Raw genomic sequence first — 21261 nt, 5'->3', positions numbered from 1 at the left:
CAATGAAAACAAGATTACTTTTAATTGCTCTTTGTGCATTTTATTTTGGTTTTAGTCAAGTTCCATCAGGATATTATGACTCTGCAACCGGATCAGGATACTCCCTAAAAACGCAACTAAAAAATATTATTGATAGTGACAACGATGGTTTAACTCCAGAATTTCAATCTACAGATCCCGGTTATGCTGGATTATATACAACATATGTAACTTCAGATTCCGATTCGTATTATGAAAATAATGGTAGTGTTTTGGACATGTATTCTGAAAAACCAGGTGGTACCGATTCTTATGAATACACTCATTTTACCGATCAGGATCCAGGATCTGGCGGAACTTCTGAAGGAGAATTCTATAACCGTGAACATATAATTCCGCAATCTGTTTTTAATCAAGTTACTCCTCAACGTTCTGATGCTCATTTTGTAGTTCCTTCTGATAAATTTGTAAATGGTGCACGTGGTAGTCTCCCGTTTGGAAGAGTAGAGACTCCAAATTTAACAACCACCAATGACTCTAAAAGAGGTAACAATTTAGATGCTGGATATTCTGCTGGATATACTGCTACGGTTTTCGAGCCCATAGACGAATTTAAAGGAGATATTGCAAGAATGCATTTCTACTTTGCAACTCGATATGAGGATAATGTAGCGGGGTACTCATATACTATGTTTAATGGAACTAGTGATCAGGTTTTTGATGATACTTTTTTAAATATTCTTGTAACCTGGCATTTACAGGATCCTGTATCTACAAGAGAAATGGATAGAAATGATGCTATTTTTGCAAGACAGAACAATAGAAATCCTTTCATTGATCATCCAGAATATGTACAAATGATATGGAGCGTAACAGTAGATACAGAAGCACCAACGGTTCCAACCAATTTAATGGTATCTAATGAAACTTCTAATAACATTGATCTTTCCTGGACAGCCTCTACCGATAATACCACTGTAACAGAATATGATGTATATGTAAATTCAGTTTTTAATAAATCTGTTGCTTCTACCAGCACAACTGTTAACGGTTTAAGTGCTGAAACTACGTACTCTTTTACCGTCTTAGCAAAAGATGCAGCTGGAAACGAATCTGCACAAAGTAATTCAGTAAATGGCACAACCTTAGCTGGAGGAACTGGCGGCGGTGATTGTGCTTCAGAAACCTTTACCAACATAGGAGCTTCATCCAGTCAATATCTTGATCGTATGTGGACAGGTGATGATGGAGGAACCTGGACCGCAACAGACGCTAGAACAGATCAAACTCTTACAGATGCTGCAATTACTATTAGAAATGGAGAGCTTACAGCTCCTTCGATTTCAGGAGGTATTGGTTCTTTAACAGTAACTACCATTAGAGCATTTGGTGGTGGTAGTGGAACATTTACTGTACAAGTTAACGGAACTGCTGTAGGAACAATTCCATATGGTGATACAGAGGAAACCACAACTATTAATGATATTAATGTTACAGGAAATGTTGTAATTTCCTTTACAGACAAAGCAACAACTAGTGATAGAGTAATCATTGATGATCTATCTTGGACTTGCTATGACCCTACCTTAGGAGTCGATGATTTGGATCTGGATGACCTAATAACAGTGTATCCAAATCCTTCAATAGATGGTTCTATCACTATTAATATTCCTAATGGTGCTACTAGCGAATTAAACATTTATGATATTACAGGGAAGCAAATTGTTTCTAAGAAGAATATTAAAGAGACTATTCAGTTATCAAGTCTCCCTCAAGGAATGCTACTAGTGGAGATTATCTCATCTCAGAGGAGTATTACCAAAAAAGTAATTATACGATAAAATGAAAAGTGGCAATTTAGCCGCTTTTTTTATTTATGTTCATTGTTTAGAATTTAGTGAATAACTCTATTATTCCTATTAAGTTTTATACAATACTTTGTAAAGAAAAACAGTAAATTTGCAGCTTATTAAAAACAACACAAAGTCTGGAAGCATGATCCACTTCTTCGGAAACCAAAATGAGAATGTATTTGCGGTACAAACCACTAATGAAATCTCGACAGAAAATATCAAAAAATTAGTATGGTTATTTGGCAACCAACCTAAAATATCCTCGGCGTCCATTGACGCTTTTTTTGTTGGTCCACGCGCCGCAATGATTACACCCTGGAGTACTAATGCTGTGGAAATTACCCAAAACATGGGGATTGAAGGAATCATTCGAATTGAAGAATTTCAATCGATATCAGAGAGTTTCACTGACTTTGATCCAATGCTTTCTCAAAAATATAGTAGTCTAAATCAAGACATATACACTATAGATATTGAACCAGAAGCAATTCTTGAAATAGACAATATAGAGGCTTATAATAAAGCTGAAGGTTTAGCACTAAGTCCAGAAGAAGTTGCGTATCTGGAAGGAGTAGCGAAAAAAATAGGAAGAAAATTAACAGATTCTGAAGTATTCGGGTTTTCTCAAGTCAATTCAGAACACTGTAGACACAAAATATTCAATGGTACCTTTATTATTGATGGAGAAGAGCAACCTACTTCTCTTTTTAAATTAATAAAGAAAACTTCAGAAATACATCCTAACGATATTGTTTCTGCATATAAAGACAACGTAGCTTTTGTAAAAGGCCCAAAGGTTACCCAGTTTGCTCCAAAAAGTGCTGATAAACCAGATTTCTATCAAGAAACACCTTTTGAAAGTGTTATTTCGCTAAAAGCTGAAACTCATAATTTCCCAACAACCGTAGAACCATTTAATGGCGCTGCTACAGGTTCTGGTGGAGAAATCAGAGATCGCCTCGCTGGAGGAAAAGGTTCTTTACCATTAGCAGGAACAGCTGTTTATATGACTTCTTACTCACGATTAGAAGAAAATAGACCTTGGGAACAATCTGTGGAAGAAAGAAAATGGCTGTACCAAACACCTGTAGACATACTAATCAAAGCTTCTAACGGAGCTTCCGATTTTGGAAATAAATTCGGACAACCACTAATTACTGGATCTGTACTTACTTTTGAGCATGAAGAAGATGCCCGTAAACTAGGTTTTGACAAAGTGATTATGCAGGCTGGTGGAATTGGGTATGGTAAAGCTGAACAAGCACTTAAAGACATACCTGAAACCGGAGATAAGATTGTCATTCTTGGTGGTGAAAATTATCGAATTGGTATGGGCGGAGCTGCGGTCTCTTCAGCAGACACAGGAGAATTTAGCAGCGGTATCGAATTGAATGCCATTCAGCGTTCTAATCCAGAAATGCAAAAACGCGCTGCCAATGCCATCCGTGGTATGGTAGAAAGCGATGTAAACACCATCGTTTCTATTCACGATCATGGAGCTGGAGGACATCTTAATTGTCTTTCTGAACTGGTAGAAGAAACCGGAGGAAAAATCGACCTTGATAAACTTCCTGTTGGTGACCCTACACTATCAGCCAAAGAAATTATTGGTAATGAGTCTCAGGAAAGAATGGGATTAGTTATCGGGAAAAAAGATATTGACACTTTAGAACGTATTGCAGAACGTGAGCGTTCTCCAATGTATCAGGTAGGAGATGTTACCGGTGATGACCGTTTTACTTTCGAATCCAAGACTAAAGGTGACAAACCTATGGACTTGGCTTTAGAAGATATGTTCGGTAGTTCTCCTAAAACGATCATGAATGATAAAACCATCGATCGCAATTATCAGGATATTTCATACCAAAAAGAACGTTTTCACACCTATCTGGAGCAGGTATTACAACTAGAAGCTGTTGCTTGTAAAGACTGGCTCACAAACAAAGTAGACCGTTGTGTCGGAGGAAAAGTTGCTAAACAACAATGTACCGGACCTCTGCAATTACCTCTTAATAATTGCGGAGTAATGGCCTTGGATTATACTTCTAAAGAAGGTATTGCTACTTCTATAGGGCACTCCCCTATTTCTGGACTTATTGATCCGGAAGCAGGAAGTAAAAACTCTATAGCAGAAGCCTTAACTAATATCGTTTGGGCACCACTAAAAGATGGATTAGATTCTATTTCTTTATCCGCTAACTGGATGTGGCCGTGTAAGAATGAAGGAGAAGATGCTCGTTTATATAAAGCTGTAAAAGCAATTTCGGATTTTGCTATTGATTTAGGGATCAATGTACCTACTGGTAAAGATTCTCTTTCCATGAAGCAGAAATACCCAAATGAAGAAGTAATTTCTCCAGGAACGGTTATCATATCTGCCGCTGGTAATTGTAATGATATTACCAAAGTAGTAGAGCCTGTGCTTCAAAAAGATGGCGGAAACATCTATTATATTAACTTATCTCAGGACACTTATAAACTAGGAGGATCTTCTTTTTCTCAAGTAGTTAACAAAATAGGTTCTGAAGCTCCAAGCATTAGAGATGCACAAAATTTTAAAAACACCTTTAATACAATTCAGCAATTAATAAGAGATAACAAAATTGTAGCGGGTCATGATGTAGCTTCTGGTGGTTTAATTACTACTTTGTTAGAATTGTGTTTTGCAGATGTTAACTTAGGTGCAACATTAGATCTTTCGGAAATAGGAGAACAAGATACTATCAAATTACTTTTTGCAGAAAATGCAGGAATCGTGTTCCAAAGCATTGCCAACTCCGATATAGAAACAGTTCTTTCTGAAAACGGTGTTGAATTCTTCAATATTGGTAGCGTAACTAATAAAGCTTCCTTAGAAATTAAAAACTCAAACGATTCTTATAACTTTGATATTGAATCGCTGAGAAAAACATGGTTTAAAACATCATGTCTTTTAGATCAAAAGCAAACCGCTAATAATCTAGCAAAGGATCGTTTTGAAAATTTCGCTAAGCAATCATTACAATACACTTTTCCAAAACATTTTACAGGAAAACTTCCTATTACTTCAAACGGAGTCGAGAGACCAAAAGCCGCTATCATAAGAGAAAAAGGAAGTAATTCTGAACGTGAAATGGCCAATGCTATGTATCTGGCTGGTTTTGATGTAAAAGATGTGCATATGACCGATCTTATCTCTGGTCGCGAAACATTAGAAGATATTCAGTTTATAGGCGCTGTAGGTGGATTCTCGAATAGTGATGTTCTTGGTTCTGCTAAAGGCTGGGCAGGCGCTTTCCTTTATAATGAAAAGGCCAATACCGCCTTGAATAACTTTTTCAAAAGAGAAGACACATTATCAGTTGGGATCTGTAATGGCTGTCAATTATTTATGGAATTAGAAGTAATCAATCCTGAGCATAGCGAACACGGAAAAATGCACCATAATGATTCTCAAAAACACGAGAGTGGATTTACTTCTGTCAAGATTCAGGAGAACAACTCTGTAATGCTATCTTCATTAGAAGGAAGCACGCTCGGTGTATGGATTTCACATGGAGAAGGGAAATTTAACCTTCCGCTGCCCGAGGATCAATATAACATTGTTGCAAAATATGGATATGAAGGATATCCGGCCAATCCTAATGGATCAGACTATAACACTGCTATGATGTGTGATACTACAGGTCGTCATTTAGTAATGATGCCTCATATCGAGCGTTCAACATTCCAATGGAACTGGGCGAACTATCCAAAAGGAAGACAAGATGAGGTGTCACCTTGGATAGAAGCTTTTGTAAATGCTAGGTTATGGATTGAGGATACAAAGTAATTCTGACTTTTATTTAAAACTTATTTAGGGTTTATTGCTATACAACTGTTATATACTAGTAACTGTACTGCTGGCTTAAGTGCTATAAACTATGACAATTTAATCAGTATTTTTACAAAAGTATCGACAACCCTTTTTAAACCTAAATACGTAAACCTTGAAAAAAATACTTATAACCCTATTTCTATTGGTTTCAGCTTTTGCTATTTCTCAAACAAAACCAACATATAGCAAAGCTAAAATCACATATAATACTCCTCAGAATTTTAAAAAACTGATGGAAGCAGGAGTTCCCATGGATCATGGCCAGCATAAACATGGAATTTTTATTATTTCGGATTTCTCATCAACAGAAATTGAAACTGCACGAAATCTTGGTTTCCAAGTCGACATTATAATAGAAGACGCAGAAGCAGATTTTATTAAAAGAAATGAAATTGCCAAAACCCAAAAAGCCATACAAAACTTAACATGCCCCTCCGGTAATGGAACTACGACTTACTACCCTACTCCATCTAATTTTTCGTTAGGATCCATGGGTGGATATTTAACATATCAGGAAATGTTGGACAATCTCGATGCCATGCGCGCTCAATATCCAACACTGATTTCTGAGAGATCAAATATTGGGACTTTTGTAACAAATGGAACTCCTGACAATTCTGTTAGTCCTTCTATTGGCGGTAACACGATACAATGGGTACGCATTTCTGACAACCCCGATGTAGATGAGAATGAATCAGAAATACTATATGATGCAATTCATCACGCTAGAGAACCCGCAAGTTTATCTCAGCTTATTTACTATATGTGGTATCTATTAGAGAACTATAATTCTAATCCAGATATTAAACAAATTGTAGACAATACAGAACTTTACTTTATACCAGTGTTAAACCCTGATGGATATCTGTACAACCAAGTAACTAATCCTAACGGTGGTGGACTTTGGAGGAAAAACAGGTTTAATACTCATGGCGTTGATAACAATCGTAATTATGATCATTATCCAAATGGAAATTCTGCTAACGCAACTTGGGGAGGTCCTGGATCTTCAAATAATACTAATGCTCAGACATATCATGGTACAAGCGCATTTTCTGAAGTAGAAAATCAAGCTATGAAATGGTTTACGGAGCAACATAATTTTGTTATCGCCTTAAACAATCACACTTTTGGTGAGTTGCTGTACTTTCCGTACTCTTATGCTGATAACACACCTACTCCAGATGAAAATACGTATATAGCAATAGGTGCAGAACTTACATCCCAGAATGGTTATAATCCTTTAAGAGATGCTCCTTTTGCGGGAGATAGTGATGATTTTATGTACGGCGGAACTACACAACCGCACAATAAAATATTTTCTTTCACTCCAGAAGTTGGAACTTCATTCTGGCCAGCTTCTAATCAAATAGACGGAATCTGTAAAGAAATGATGTATCTAAATCTTACAGCCGCTAAAATGACCAATAATTATGCTCAAATAGAAAGTACCGGAAATATATTTATCGGAGAAAACACTTCTTTTAATGCTAATTACACACTTAAAAGACTTGGTGTAACTGGCAATGGAAATTTTACCGTAAATATCATACCAGTGTCTGGAAATATTACGAGTATCGGCAGTTCCAAAAGCTATACCAACACACAAATTGGCACGGATATATCTGATAACATTCAAATAAACATCAATAATTCAGTCCAAATTGGCGATGACATTTCCTATACAATTCTCCTTGATGGAGGTGCCATTACAGAATCTGTAAATATTACTAAAAAGTATGGCGAGCTGCAGAGTATTGTTAACAATGACGCTAATAGTTTAGTTGATTACACACAGTCTGGCTGGTCTACCACCACGGCTACCTTTGTATCAGCTAATGCTTCAATAACCGAATCTCCTAATGGAAACTATAGTGCTAATCAAAATAAGACAATCGAACTTTCTCAAAATATAGATCTTAGTGATGCGGCATTTGCAAATGTTCAATTTTATGCAAAATGGGATATCGAGAACAACTGGGATTATGCACAATTCGAAGTGTCAATAGATAATGGAAGCTCCTGGATTCCACAATGCGGAAAATTCACGAACTCTGGTAGTACGAATGCAGGGCAACCAACAGGCGAGCCTCTGTATGATGGAACCCAGGCAGATTGGGTACTAGAAGAAATTAACCTTAGTGATTATCTTGGAGAAACTATCAAAGTTCGTTTTCAATTTGCTTCTGATGGTAATACTGAAGAAGATGGTTTCTTTTTTGATAATCTGATTGTAAATTCTATAAATCAAGATGTATTAGATGTTCAAGATAATGTCTTCTCTGAATTCAAAATTTTCCCTAATCCAGTTAAAGATATTTTAAAAATTTCTCCTTCATCTTCCACTAATTTTAGCCTACACCTAAGAAATTTGATTGGACAAGAGGTATCTACTAAAAGTAAAGTTTCTGGAGATCAAGAGCTTGATATCTCAAAATTAAATTCTGGATTGTATTTCCTAACGATAGAAATAAATGGTAACATCAAAACTTTTAAAATTTTAAAACGATAATTCTTCAATTAAAACCCATAAAACTTAAGGAGTTATCAAAAGATAGCTCCTTTTTTTATATATTAGGGTTGTGTATTGTGATATTTTTTATAATTTGCGAAACTATGCACGCATAGTAGTTTTTAAAATTCTCTAGCGCATAAGAATTCGGAGAATTTTGATTATATTAAACAAATTTGTTGTACAACTTTATTATAACAGTTAAGGGTTACGTTTTTTAAAACATAATTCTTAAATTTAGAAGGTCTTTACAAACAGAGAAAAAACATATCTGAAACAACGTATGAATACAATTACTAGATTATTTGATTTTCCACATTATCAACTAGAGAAATACAATTTAGACAAAGCTTTAATAACAAAATATGATGGAAAGTGGGTTGCTACTTCTTCTAAGGAATATGTAGAAAAAGCAAACCAAATCAGCCGTGGTTTATTGCGATTAGGTGTTAAACCAAATGATAAAGTTGCCATAATTTCTTCTAATAATAGAACAGAATGGAATATTGTTGACATCGGTGTGTTGCAAATTGCTGCTCAGGATGTACCTATTTATCCTACTATTTCTCAAGAAGATTATGAATATGTTTTAAACCATTCTGAATCTGTATATTGTTTTGTATCTGATGATGAAGTTTTACAAAAAGTAAAAAACATAAAAGATAATGTACCTTCTCTTAAAGAAGTGTATTCTTTTAATGATCTGGAAGGCTGTGATAGCTGGAATAAAGTTTTAGAACTCGGAAGCGATGATAGTAATCAAGAAGAAGTAGAGAAGTTAATGGCTTCCGTAAAAGAAGATGATCTCGCTACCTTAATATACACTTCTGGAACTACAGGTAGACCAAAAGGAGTTATGTTAAGTCATAAAAACATAGTAACTAACGCCTTGCATAGTTCTACTAGATTTTCGGAATTCGACGGAGAAGTTAAAGCATTGAGTTTTTTACCTGTTTGTCATATTTATGAAAGGATGTTAATGTATTTATACCAGTATAGAGGTATAGGTATCTATTTTGCTGAATCCCTGGAAACAATAAGCGACAACCTAAAAGAGATACAGCCTGATATGATGACAGCTGTTCCTAGATTGCTGGAAAAAGTATATGATAAAATCATTGCTAAAGGAGCAGATCTAACAGGTGTAAAAAAGAAATTATTTTTCTGGGCTGTAGAACTAGGATTACAATATGAACCTTATGGAGCTAATGGCTGGTGGTATGAGAAGAAATTAGGTATTGCAAGAAAACTAATTTTCAGCAAGTGGCAGGAAGCATTAGGAGGAAATCTAAAAGTAATTGCATCAGGAAGTGCCGCGTTACAATCCAGACTTGCTCGAGTTTTTAATGCTGCAGGTATAAGCGTAATGGAAGGTTATGGATTAACAGAGACATCACCTGTAATTTCTGTAAATGATATTAGAGACAGAGGTTTTAAAATTGGTACCGTAGGAAAAATGCTTCCCGAAACAGAGGTTAAAATTGCCGAAGATGGTGAGATTCTTATAAAAGGACCACAAGTAATGATCGGTTACTATAAGGATGAAGAAAAAAGTAAAGAAGTTCTGAAAAATGGATATTTCCACACTGGAGATATTGGAGAAATAGACAGTGAAGGTTTCTTAAGGATTACTGATCGTAAAAAAGAAATGTTCAAAACTTCAGGAGGTAAGTATGTTGCTCCTCAGGTAATAGAAAATGCGATGAAACAATCACGTTTTATCGAACAGATAATGGTTATCGGTGATGGAGAAAAAATGCCTGCCGCTTTTATTCAACTAAATTTTGAATTTGTAAAGGATTGGGCAAGTCGAAAAGATATTTCCATCGGGAATTCAAATGAGGAAATCGTAAGTAACCAAACCGTAATTGATCGCGTACAGGAAGAAGTTGATGAGCATAATGAAAAATTCGGAAAGTGGGAACGTATCAAAAGATTCGAACTTACATCAGACGAATGGAGCATTGAAGCAGAACACCTCACTCCTACTATGAAACTAAAAAGACGAGTGATCAAGGCAAAATACCAAGATCTATATAGTAAAATTTATGGCTAATTCAATTCACTGATTACAAATGTATAGTGTAAAACTTTAACTTTAAATCAGTAAACTCCTCATTTTATGGGGAGTTTTTTTATTAATTCAACAGAAAAATGTAAATTACTTTCTCTTTTCACAATTTTTTATATAATTTACTATGCGTGCATAATAAATTTTTCTTACCTTTACACCATAACAAATTTTCTGAATGAGAGAAAAAACGATTGATTATGCACTTCGTGCTACATGGATGGCTGTTGCCAAGATGTATAATGAAGAAGCAGGTAAAAAAGGTAGTACAATGGCAACGGGTTTTGCATTAATTAGCATTGATCCTGAAAATGGAACCCCATCTACCTCATTAGGCCCTAAAATGGGTATGGAAGCCACCAGTTTATCACGAACTTTAAAAACCATGGAAGAAAAAGGGTTAATCTTTAGAAAGAAAAATCCCCAAGACGGACGTGGTGTTCTAATATATCTAACCCCTTTCGGAGTAGAAATGAGAAATTTTTCAAAAGACGTAGTATTTACATTTGACCATGCAGTAAGAAAGCATGTTCCAAAGGAAAAGCTTGATACTTTCTTAGAAGTATTTCAATTGATAAATGATCTCATTGCTACCAAGAAAATATACACAAAAAAAGAATCTATAACATCTTAACAACCAGAAGTTAAAAAATGAAAAGAGTCATTAAAAAAGTTGCAGTCGTTGGTTCAGGAATTATGGGCTCCGGTATTGCATGTCATTTCGCTAATATTGGCGTCGAAGTACTATTATTAGATATAGTGCCTAGAGAATTAAACGACAAAGAAAAGGCAAAAGGCCTTACACTAGAAAGCAAAGTGGTTCGTAACAGGTTAGTAAATGATTCACTAACCGCCGCTCTTAAATCCAAACCTTCTCCAATTTACCATCAAAAATTTGCGAACCGTATCACTACAGGAAACCTAGAAGATGATATTGCAAAAGTAGCTGATGTAGATTGGATTATTGAGGTGGTCGTAGAAAGACTAGATATTAAAAAATTAGTTTTTGAAAATCTAGAAAAACACAGAACGCCTGGAACTTTAATCACTTCTAACACTTCAGGTATTCCTATAAAATTCATGAACGAAGGAAGAAGCGAAGATTTCCAAAAACATTTCTGTGGAACTCACTTCTTTAACCCTGCTCGTTACCTGAAATTATTTGAGATCATACCTGGCCCAGATACTTCTACCGAAGTGCTTGAATTCCTAAACGGATATGGAGAGCAATTTTTAGGAAAAACATCTGTAGTTGCTAAAGATACTCCTGCATTTATTGGAAACAGAATAGGTATCTTCAGTATTATGAGTTTATTCCATATGGTAAAAGATATGGGATTAACAATTGAAGAAGTTGATAAATTATCAGGTCCAGTTATTGGACGTCCAAAATCTGCTACTTTCCGTACAGTTGATGTAGTAGGATTAGATACTTTGGTACACGTTGCTAATGGTATTGCTGATAATTGTCCTGATGATGAACGTCATGAATTGTTTAAACTTCCTGCCTTCATCAATACGATGATGGAGAATAAATGGTTAGGAAGCAAGACTAAGCAAGGATTTTATAAAAAACATGTGTCTCCAGAAGGAAAGAAAGACATCCTTTCACTTGATTTAGACACTTTAGAATATAGAGAAAAGAAAAGAGCTTCTTTTGCAACACTAGAAATGACAAAGACTATCGATAAGGTAGTAGATCGTTTTAAAGTATTGGTTGCAGGAAAAGATAAAGCAGGTGAATTTTATCGTAAAAGTTTTGCTGCATTATTTGCATATGTATCTAACCGTATTCCAGAGATTACAGACGACCTTTATAAGATTGATGACGCTATGAAAGCTGGTTTTGGTTGGGAACACGGTCCTTTCCAAATTTGGGATGCTATTGGAGTAGAAAAAGGAATTGAAATGATGAAAGCAGAAGGATATGAACCAGCTGCTTGGGTTAATGATATGATCGCTTCAGGAAGTACTTCTTTCTATACAGTTAAAAATGGAGCTACCCATTATTATGACATTCCTAAAAAGGAACAAGTAAAAGTTCCGGGACAAGATGCATTTATCATTTTAGATAACATTCGTAAGTCTTCTGAAGTTTTCAAAAACAGCGGTGTTGTTGTGGAAGATCTTGGTGATGGAATCCTTAACGTAGAGTTCCAAAGTAAGATGAACACTATAGGTGGAGATGTTCTTGCTGGATTAAATACAGCTATTGATATGGCTGAGAAAAATTTCCAAGGATTAGTTGTAGGTAATCAAGCTGCTAATTTCTCTGTAGGCGCTAATATTGGTATGATCTTTATGATGGCTGTAGAGCAAGAGTATGATGAATTGAATATGGCTATTAAATATTTCCAGGATTCTATGATGCGTATGCGTTATTCTTCGATACCTACGATTGTTGCTCCTCACGGTATGGCTTTAGGTGGTGGATGTGAAATATCACTTCACGCTGATAAAGTAGTTGCTGCTGCAGAAACATATATGGGATTAGTAGAATTCGGTGTTGGTGTGATTCCTGGTGGAGGTGGTTCCAAAGAAATGGCATTAAGAGCTTCAGATCTTTTCAAGAAGGATGATGTAGAGCTTAATGTACTTCAAGAACATTTCTTAACTATTGGTATGGCCAAAGTATCTACTTCTGCTTATGAAGCGTTTGACACAAATCTATTACAAAAAGGAAAAGATATTGTTGTTGTAAATAAAGATCGTCAGATTGCTACTGCTAAAGCTTATGCTAAATTAATGGCAGAACAAGGATATACACAACCTGTAAGACGAAAGGATGTAAAAGTACTTGGTAAACAAGCATTAGGTATGTTCTTAGTAGGTACAGATTCTATGGAGGCTAGTAAATATATTTCGGAACACGATCATAAAATAGCGAATAAGTTAGGTTATGTAATGGCTGGAGGAGATTTATCAGAACCAACCTTGGTAACAGAACAATATTTATTAGATCTAGAACGTGAAGCTTTCTTGTCTTTATGCACAGAACGCAAAACGTTGGAGCGTATAGAACATATGCTTAAAAAAGGTAAACCTTTAAGAAACTAGTATTGAATAATTAGATTACCAGATTTGTGGGATTGTTAGCATATTGAATCCAACAAATCTAAAAATCGAATAATCTAAAAATCGAATAATCTAAAATATCTAAAAAAATGAAAACCGCATATATAGTAAAAGCATATAGAACAGCCGTAGGAAAAGCACCTCGCGGAGTGTTCAGATTTAAAAGAACTGATGAGTTGGCGGCTGAAACTATTCAGCATATGATGAAAGAACTACCTCAACTAGACAAAAGTCGTATCGATGATGTTATTGTTGGTAATGCAATGCCAGAAGGATCTCAAGGGTTGAATATGGCACGTTTAATCTCATTAATGGGATTAGAGTCTATTGATGTTCCTGGAGTAACGGTTAACAGATTTTGTTCTTCGGGAATAGAAACCATTGGTATGGCAACTGCCAAAATACAATCCGGAATGGCTGATTGTATCATTGCTGGTGGTGCAGAAAGCATGAGCTCTGTTCCGATGACAGGATATAAAACAGAATTGAATTATGATTTAGCAAAATCTGGTCACGAAGATTATTATTGGGGAATGGGAAATACTGCAGAAGCAGTAGCACACCAATTCAATGTATCGCGAGAAGATCAGGATGAGTTTGCATATAATTCTCATATGAAAGCATTAAAGGCTCAGGCTGAAAATCGTTTTCAGGATCAAATTGTTCCTATCAACGTAGAGCAAATCTATGTGGATGAAAACGGAAAGAAAGCATCTAAATCCTATACTGTTACTAAAGACGAAGGGCCTCGAGCAGGAACTAGTAAAGAAGTGTTAGGTAAGCTTAGACCTGTTTTTGAACTTGGAGGAAGTGTGACTGCAGGTAATTCTTCTCAAATGAGTGATGGTGCTGCATTTGTGATGGTAATGAGCGAAGATATGGTGAAAGAATTAAATCTCGAGCCTATTGCAAGACTTGTAAATTATGCAGCAGCTGGTGTAGAACCAAGAATTATGGGAATCGGACCGGTAAAAGCAATTCCAAAAGCTTTAAAACAAGCAGGTTTAAAACAAGACGATATTGAGCTAATTGAGCTTAATGAAGCCTTTGCTTCTCAATCGTTAGCTGTAATGCGAGAACTAAACATCAATCAGGATATCGTTAATGTAAATGGAGGTGCCATTGCACTTGGTCATCCATTAGGATGTACAGGAGGAAAATTATCTGTACAACTATTTGACGAAATGCGCAAACGTGATATGAAAGGTAAATATGGTATGGTAACTATGTGTGTTGGTACGGGTCAAGGAGCTGCCGGTATTTTTGAATTCCTTAATTAAGAATAAAGAGCAAAGAAAAAAGAACAAAAGAATTTCTTGTGAGAAAAAGACACAATTATAAAAACTTAAAGATATGGCAACTGGGATTAGAAATTGCCAATGATATATCTGATGTTTTAATTGCTTTTCCAAAACACGAAATATATGATTTAAGCTCACAAATGAGCAGATGTTCTGTTTCCATGCCTAGTAATATTGCTGAAGGATCAGGAAGAACAGATAAATCATTTAATAATTTTATTGATTATTCGTTAAGTTCTTCTTTTGAGTTAGGAACGCAACTTCTTGTTGCTCACCATAGAAAATATATTAATGATAATAATTTAAAAAAATTAGAAGATAAAATTGAAGAATGGCAAAGAATGACAATGGGTTTTCAAAATGGACTCAACATATAAAAATCTCTTTTCTTTCATCTTTTCTCTCTTTTCAAAAACCGAATAACAAAATTTAAAATGAGTACAGAAACTTTAAACAAAGACATTCTTAGAGGAGGACAATTCCTTGTTAAAGAAACAAAAGCCGAAGATGTATTTACTCCAGAAGATTTTTCTGAGGAGCAAAAAATGATGCGTGATAGTACAAAAGAATTTGTAGACCGTGAATTATGGGCGCATTGGGAAAAATTTGAAAACAAAGATTATGCGTATACAGAAGCGTGTATGAAAAAAGCCGGTGAGCTTGGACTACTCGGTGTTGCTGTACCAGAAGCATATGACGGATTAGGAATGGGATTTGTTTCTACAATGTTAGTATGTGACTATATTTCTGGAGCTACTGGATCATTCAGTACTGCATTTGGAGCTCATACAGGTATTGGTACTATGCCAATTACTTTATATGGTAATGAAGAGCAAAAGAAAAAATATGTTCCAAAATTAGCTACTGGTGAGTGGATGGGAGCATACTGCTTAACAGAACCAGGTGCCGGATCAGATGCCAATTCTGGTAAAACGAAGGCGGTCTTATCTGATGATGGCACTCATTACTTGATCTCTGGTCAAAAAATGTGGATCTCCAATGCCGGATTCTGTAACGTAATGATTGTTTTTGCTCGTATCGAGGATGATAAAAATATTACAGGATTTATTGTAGAAAATGATCCAGCTAATGGAATCTCCATGGCTGATGAAGAAAAGAAATTAGGTATCCACTCCTCTTCTACTCGTCAAGTATTCTTTAGTGATACTAAGGTACCAGTAGAGAATATGTTATCAGAAAGAGGTAATGGATTTAAGATTGCAATGAATGCTTTAAACGTTGGTAGAATCAAATTAGCTGCGGCTTGTTTAGATGCACAACGTAGAGTAATTGGAGAAGCTACTAAATATGCTAATGAGCGTATTCAGTTTAAAACTCCAATTATGAATTTTGGTGCTATCAAATCTAAAATTGCTGAGATGGCTACCAATACGTACGCTGATGAATCAGCTAGTTATAGAGCTGCAAAAAATATCGAAGATAGAATTGCTATCCGTCAAGCGGAAGGAAACACACATCAGGAAGCCGAGCTTAAAGGTGTAGAAGAATATGCTATCGAATGTTCTATTCTTAAAGTAGCAGTTTCTGAAGATGTTCAAAATACTGCTGATGAAGGATTACAAATCTTTGGTGGTATGGGATTCTCTGCAGATACTCCTATGGAATCTGCTTGGAGAGATGCTCGTATTGCTCGTATCTACGAGGGTACCAACGAGATCAACCGTATGTTAGCGGTAGGTATGCTTGTTAAGAAAGCAATGAAAGGTCATGTAGATCTTTTAAATCCTGCTATGAAAGTTGCAGATGAATTAACAGGTATTCCTTCTTTTGACACTCCTGACTACTCTGCTTTATTTGCAGAAGAGAAAGAGATGGTTGCAAAAATGAAGAAAGTATTCTTAATGGTTGCTGGAGCAGCAATGCAGAAATTCGGTCAAAAATTAGAAGAGCACCAACAGTTATTAATGGCCGCTTCTGATATCTTGATTGAGATCTATATGGCAGAATCAACCATCTTACGTACAGAGAAAAACGCAAAACGTTTTGGTGAAGATTCTCAGGAGATTCAGATTGCAATGTCTAAGTTATATCTATACAAAGCAGTAGATATCGCGATCAAGAAAGGAAAAGAAGCAATCGTTTCTTTTGCTGAAGGTGATGAGCAACGTATGATGTTAATGGGACTTAAACGTTTCACTAAATACGCTAACCAACCAAATGTGGTTGCCTTAAGAACTAAAATTGCAGATAAAGTAGCCGCAGAAAACGGATACTGCTTCTCATAATAATATATCCGCTCCTAAGGATTAAAACTAGGAAGTTGTTTAATTTTGATTTAAGATACCGTCTTTCTGTTGGGGAAAGACGGTTTTTTTATTTATACATATTATCTCGTCCTAAAATAGAATCATACTAAAAACCAATCATCAAAAATTAGCTCTCTACATTATTTAATTGTATTTCAATCACTTACGAATTCTAGTTATATACCTACTAATTCTAGACAACAACCCTACTCTATCTGTAAATTATGTACAATTGTACGATATTAAAATTGGTTAACCAATTTTAATATCTGAACCACATTACAAGCAAGGAGCTTAGTCTCTCAAAAAAACTATTCGCTTGAGAAATACATCATACAAAACTCTTAAACCTCACAAACTCAACCATGAAAAACTACAATCAAAATGTATTCGCTCAGTCCGGAAGTTGGCTGTTCGATACATCAAAACCCTTAGCCCTATTCATCTTATTATTAATGGCTTCACAGACAGCCACATTTTCTCAAGTTAGCTTTGAAGGATCTTGGGGAGTGACGTTTCCTATTTTTGGAGGAAAAAGGCTGGATACAGAAATTAATCTGAATCAAAAAGATTATATGAGTGGTGCTCAGGAAATAGTAGATGAGCTTCCTACAGCAGGCCACGTAATTACCAATCTATCCTACTTTGCACACTCCCATTATTTTAACACAAGAGCAAATACCAATGTTGATGTAGCTAATGAAATACATCCTGCAATGATTCCCAGCGTGGAAAATGATGGAGTTGCTGTAGAAGCAATTCAGCTTTTAAGAAATTCAGGTAAGAAAATAATCCTATACATTTCTACCAACTACTTGGATAGGGCCACTGGTGACCTTAAAGCAGGTTGGGAAAACTATTACAATACTAAATTTGGAGGAAATGAATATTTGGCTTATCGCCATCTTGTACAAGGATTTGTAGAAGCAGCCGCTAGTTATGCTGATGGGTACTGGTTAGATACAACAGCAGCCCTAAGAGGCGATGGTAATTTTGGAGATTTTGTAGCGATGATACGCGAAGCTGATCCAACGGCTTTAATTGCTTCTGGAGGAGCAAGTAGATTAACACATAATGGAGAAGATGTTTATGTAGATTCAGATGGTGTTAATGACACAAACCCTACCGATTATTATGTGAAACTCCATGATTCCAATGATCCTTTACCTGATTTTACGGATGGGCATATTGTACCATTAGGACAAGGAGCTCCGCCAAACTCATGGTCCTATGAAGAGTTCATGATACCCAATATGATGGTGGAACCGTTCTACACCGCTAGTAACGGAAAACAAGTTCAAAAACACGGTTGGTTTCCTATTAGGGAAAGATGGCACTCTCCACAAGTACCTATAGTTTTTAATACCGAAGAAGCCTATAGGTTTGTTAGAAGAATTACGGATTATGGTGGGATGATTACTTTTGCAAACACCAATCAAACACCAAACCTTGGAGACGGTCGAGCGGGTCATATGATGTCTGATGAAATGGAGATTATGAAGGTAGTTAATACTAGGATGCTTATGGATCCGAAACCAGATTATGTACCCTATACACGACCAGAAGGGGCTAGTTTAGTAGGAGAAACCCAATATATTGAGTTTCCGGACATACCTACAAAACAAGTGGGTGATGCCGATTTTATAGCAGCTACAACTACTTCAGGATTACCAATATCTTTTACAAGTTCTAATACGAATGTGGCTACAATAGTTAATGGTAGAGTACGTATTGTAGGTTCTGGTAAAACAACTATTACAGCAACGCAAGCTGGTGCAGGGACTTTTACATCTGCTGTGCCAGCAGAACGACCACTAGTGGTTGTTGGGGATATTAAACAAGACCAAGTAATTACTTTTCCACCATTTCCAACCATTCGTGTAGGTGATCCTGATTTTGACCCAGGAGTAACCGCAAGTTCAGGTTTGGCAGTAACTTACACTAGTGGGAATACTAATGTGGCTACTATTGTAAATGGTAAAATTCATATCGTGGGAGAAGGCAATTCTTATATAACTGCATCTCAAGCTGGTGACGCAACATATAATGCCGCACCTGATCGATCACGCGTGTTAACGGTGTTGGGTGGCCAAAACAATGAAACTATTGGTCCCTGGAACGTCACTGAATTAAAAGAAGTTCCAAATTGGAGAACTTCAGATGTGGATGCCCAAGATGGAATGATAGGAATGTTATATGAGTCAATTGACTATTTAGGAGAAAAAGTAGAAGTATTTGCTTATTATAGCACACCTAGTGGTACTCCTCCTACAGGAGGTTGGCCAGCTGTTGTATACGCTCACGGTGGTGGCGGAACAGCATTTCCTCAAGTAGTAAAATACTGGAATGATAAAGGATATGCGGCCATTAGTATGGATTTAGAAGGACAATATCCTAATAACGACCCAACCCCCAATCCAGGTCCAAAACGTGATGGGGTTTGGAACGATTATCGATTACCTATAGAAGAACAATGGTACTATCATGCTATTGCCCAGGTAATGAAAGGACATTCACTTATAGCTTCTTTCCCAGAGGTTAATGCCAGTAAAATTGGAGTTATGGGTTCTAGCTGGGGTGGAACCATTACGAGTACTGTTATGGGCGTAGATAATCGACTTGCTTGGGCTTTACCGGTCTATGGTGGAGGGTTTTTATCTGAATCAGATGGACATCAAGGAGATGCTATAACAAGCCAAGAAGAGGCGGACTTTGTAAACACCTATTATGATGGAAGTGCTTATTTTGATAACGTAACCTTTCCTACTTTGTGGCTTAACGGACTTAATGATTTTCATTTTTCGCTTTCTGTAAACCAGAAATCTTCACAAACAGTTAATGGACCTGCAACTTTATTGTACGTTGATAACTTTGCACATGGTCATTTAACCTGGAGAAATCGTGATGAGGTATATCGATTTGCTAATTCTGTGGTTAATGGAGGTACGGCATTACCACTAGTAGAAAATATTTCTATTAATTCAAACATAGGGTATGTGACTGCTAGTTCAGCTATTGGAATAGATAGTGCTCAATTGTTTTATACCAATGATGGTGATACTATAGACTTAAATGACAAATCGTGGGAATCAATCAATGCAACTATTTCTGGAAATACGATTTCCGCTGCTATTCCTACGAATGCTGAATTAATATTTTTTGCAGTTACTGACACACAAGGATATATGGCGACTTCTGAGTACATTTCCACTTCAGATACTACTATTGTTAATGGGGATAATTTAGCTCTAAATGGAACGGCTTCACAATCGGGAACGCAAAATGGTGGTGTTGCGGCCTATGCCAACGATGGAAATACTAATGGATCTTTTGGTGCAGATTCAGTAATTGCGGCTACGGGTCCTAATGCTTGGTGGGAAGTAGATTTAGGAAATGAATTCAGCATTGATGAGATTCATGTGTACAATAGAACCGATGCTTGTTGTATCGGAAGATTAACAAACTTCACTGTATCAATTTTTGATGGTGACAGTAATACAACATATTCACAAACATTCACCGATATTCCTAATCCTTTAATGATTATAGAGATTCCACCAGCTACTGGTCAGACTGTTAGAGTGCAATCCAATGAAACACCTACTATGAATTTAGCTGAGGTCGAAGTTTATGGGACTAGTATCTCAAGCACCAAATTAGTACATATTACGAAGCGTAATGCCAAAGGTTATGCTATAGATGGAAATTGGGGAGGAGATAATGGTCAAAATATATATCTGTATAGTCAAAAGCCAAATAATGTAAATCAGCAATGGATCGAGATCGATAGAGGTAATGGCTACTATACTTATCAAAAAATGGATACTGATTATGCCTTAGATGGAGGCGGTGTAGGTAATGATGAAGAAAATGTATATTTATGGGCGGTGAATAAAAATAATCATAATCAACATTGGCAAAAAGTTGATGTAGGTGGAGGTGCATTTAAATTGATTATGCGTAGTGATCCAAGTCTTGCTATCGATGGTGGTTCAGGTGGATCAAATCTTCAGAATGTTGGGCTTTGGAATTCGTCTAGTACCAGTCAAAATTTGCATTGGATCATTACTCCAATAACAAGCAATAGAGATATTTATACTAACGATACTAGCGAAGTCCTTATTTATCCAAATCCTGTAGCGGATCAGGTCAATATTAGTTTGGACACTACAGAAACATCTATGTATACCATCAGTGATATGAATGGCAAAACCATACTTAAAGGTGTGATCAACGAAGGTTCTGCTTCCTTAAACGTCAATGGATTAGCAAAGGGGCTATACCTCTTAAAAGTATCCAATAGGTCAAAAGTGCTAACAGGTAAGATCATTAAACAATAAGCCATAA

The 21261-nt window shown here is 36.2% G+C and carries 10 protein-coding genes; all 10 read left to right on the top strand.

Annotation, left to right across the window (positions count from 1 at the left end; all coding sequences use genetic code 11):
* Positions 1–2 precede the first annotated feature (2 nt).
* Entirely contained in the window at positions 3–1820 is a 1818-nt protein-coding gene (locus Q0910_RS01980; protein WP_299211889.1) for an endonuclease, read from the top strand.
* A 154-nt stretch (positions 1821–1974) separates the two neighbouring features.
* Positions 1975–5643, top strand: a complete 3669-nt coding sequence (gene purL / locus Q0910_RS01975; protein ID WP_299211886.1) for a phosphoribosylformylglycinamidine synthase — start codon at positions 1975–1977, stop codon at positions 5641–5643.
* Between the two features lie 157 nt (positions 5644–5800).
* Positions 5801–8200, top strand: coding sequence for a M14 family metallopeptidase (locus Q0910_RS01970; RefSeq protein WP_299211883.1), 2400 nt, complete (start codon positions 5801–5803; stop codon positions 8198–8200).
* Between the two features lie 283 nt (positions 8201–8483).
* The gene (locus tag Q0910_RS01965) at positions 8484–10256 is read left to right on the top strand and encodes a long-chain fatty acid--CoA ligase (protein ID WP_299211880.1); all 1773 of its coding nucleotides are present in this window, start codon (positions 8484–8486) and stop codon (positions 10254–10256) included.
* Positions 10257–10449: 193 nt separating this feature from the next.
* Complete coding sequence (locus Q0910_RS01960; protein ID WP_118457218.1) at positions 10450–10905, top strand: MarR family transcriptional regulator; 456 nt, start codon at positions 10450–10452, stop codon at positions 10903–10905.
* Between the two features lie 17 nt (positions 10906–10922).
* Positions 10923–13328, top strand: a complete 2406-nt coding sequence (locus Q0910_RS01955; protein ID WP_299211877.1) for a 3-hydroxyacyl-CoA dehydrogenase/enoyl-CoA hydratase family protein — start codon at positions 10923–10925, stop codon at positions 13326–13328.
* A gap of 107 nt (positions 13329–13435) precedes the next feature.
* Entirely contained in the window at positions 13436–14626 is a 1191-nt protein-coding gene (locus tag Q0910_RS01950) for an acetyl-CoA C-acyltransferase (protein ID WP_299211874.1), read from the top strand.
* Positions 14627–14664: 38 nt separating this feature from the next.
* Positions 14665–15024 (top strand): four helix bundle protein, encoded by a 360-nt coding sequence (locus Q0910_RS01945; protein ID WP_299211871.1) that lies wholly within the window; start codon positions 14665–14667, stop codon positions 15022–15024.
* Between the two features lie 57 nt (positions 15025–15081).
* The gene (locus Q0910_RS01940) at positions 15082–16893 is read left to right on the top strand and encodes an acyl-CoA dehydrogenase family protein (RefSeq protein WP_299211868.1); all 1812 of its coding nucleotides are present in this window, start codon (positions 15082–15084) and stop codon (positions 16891–16893) included.
* A 386-nt stretch (positions 16894–17279) separates the two neighbouring features.
* Positions 17280–21254, top strand: coding sequence for a T9SS type A sorting domain-containing protein (locus Q0910_RS01935; RefSeq protein ID WP_299211865.1), 3975 nt, complete (start codon positions 17280–17282; stop codon positions 21252–21254).
* The last annotated feature ends 7 nt before the right edge of the window (positions 21255–21261 follow it).

The organism is uncultured Aquimarina sp., assembly GCF_947495315.1.
GTDB lineage: Bacteria > Bacteroidota > Bacteroidia > Flavobacteriales > Flavobacteriaceae > Aquimarina.
This window is presented reverse-complemented; position numbering and strand designations above follow the sequence as displayed.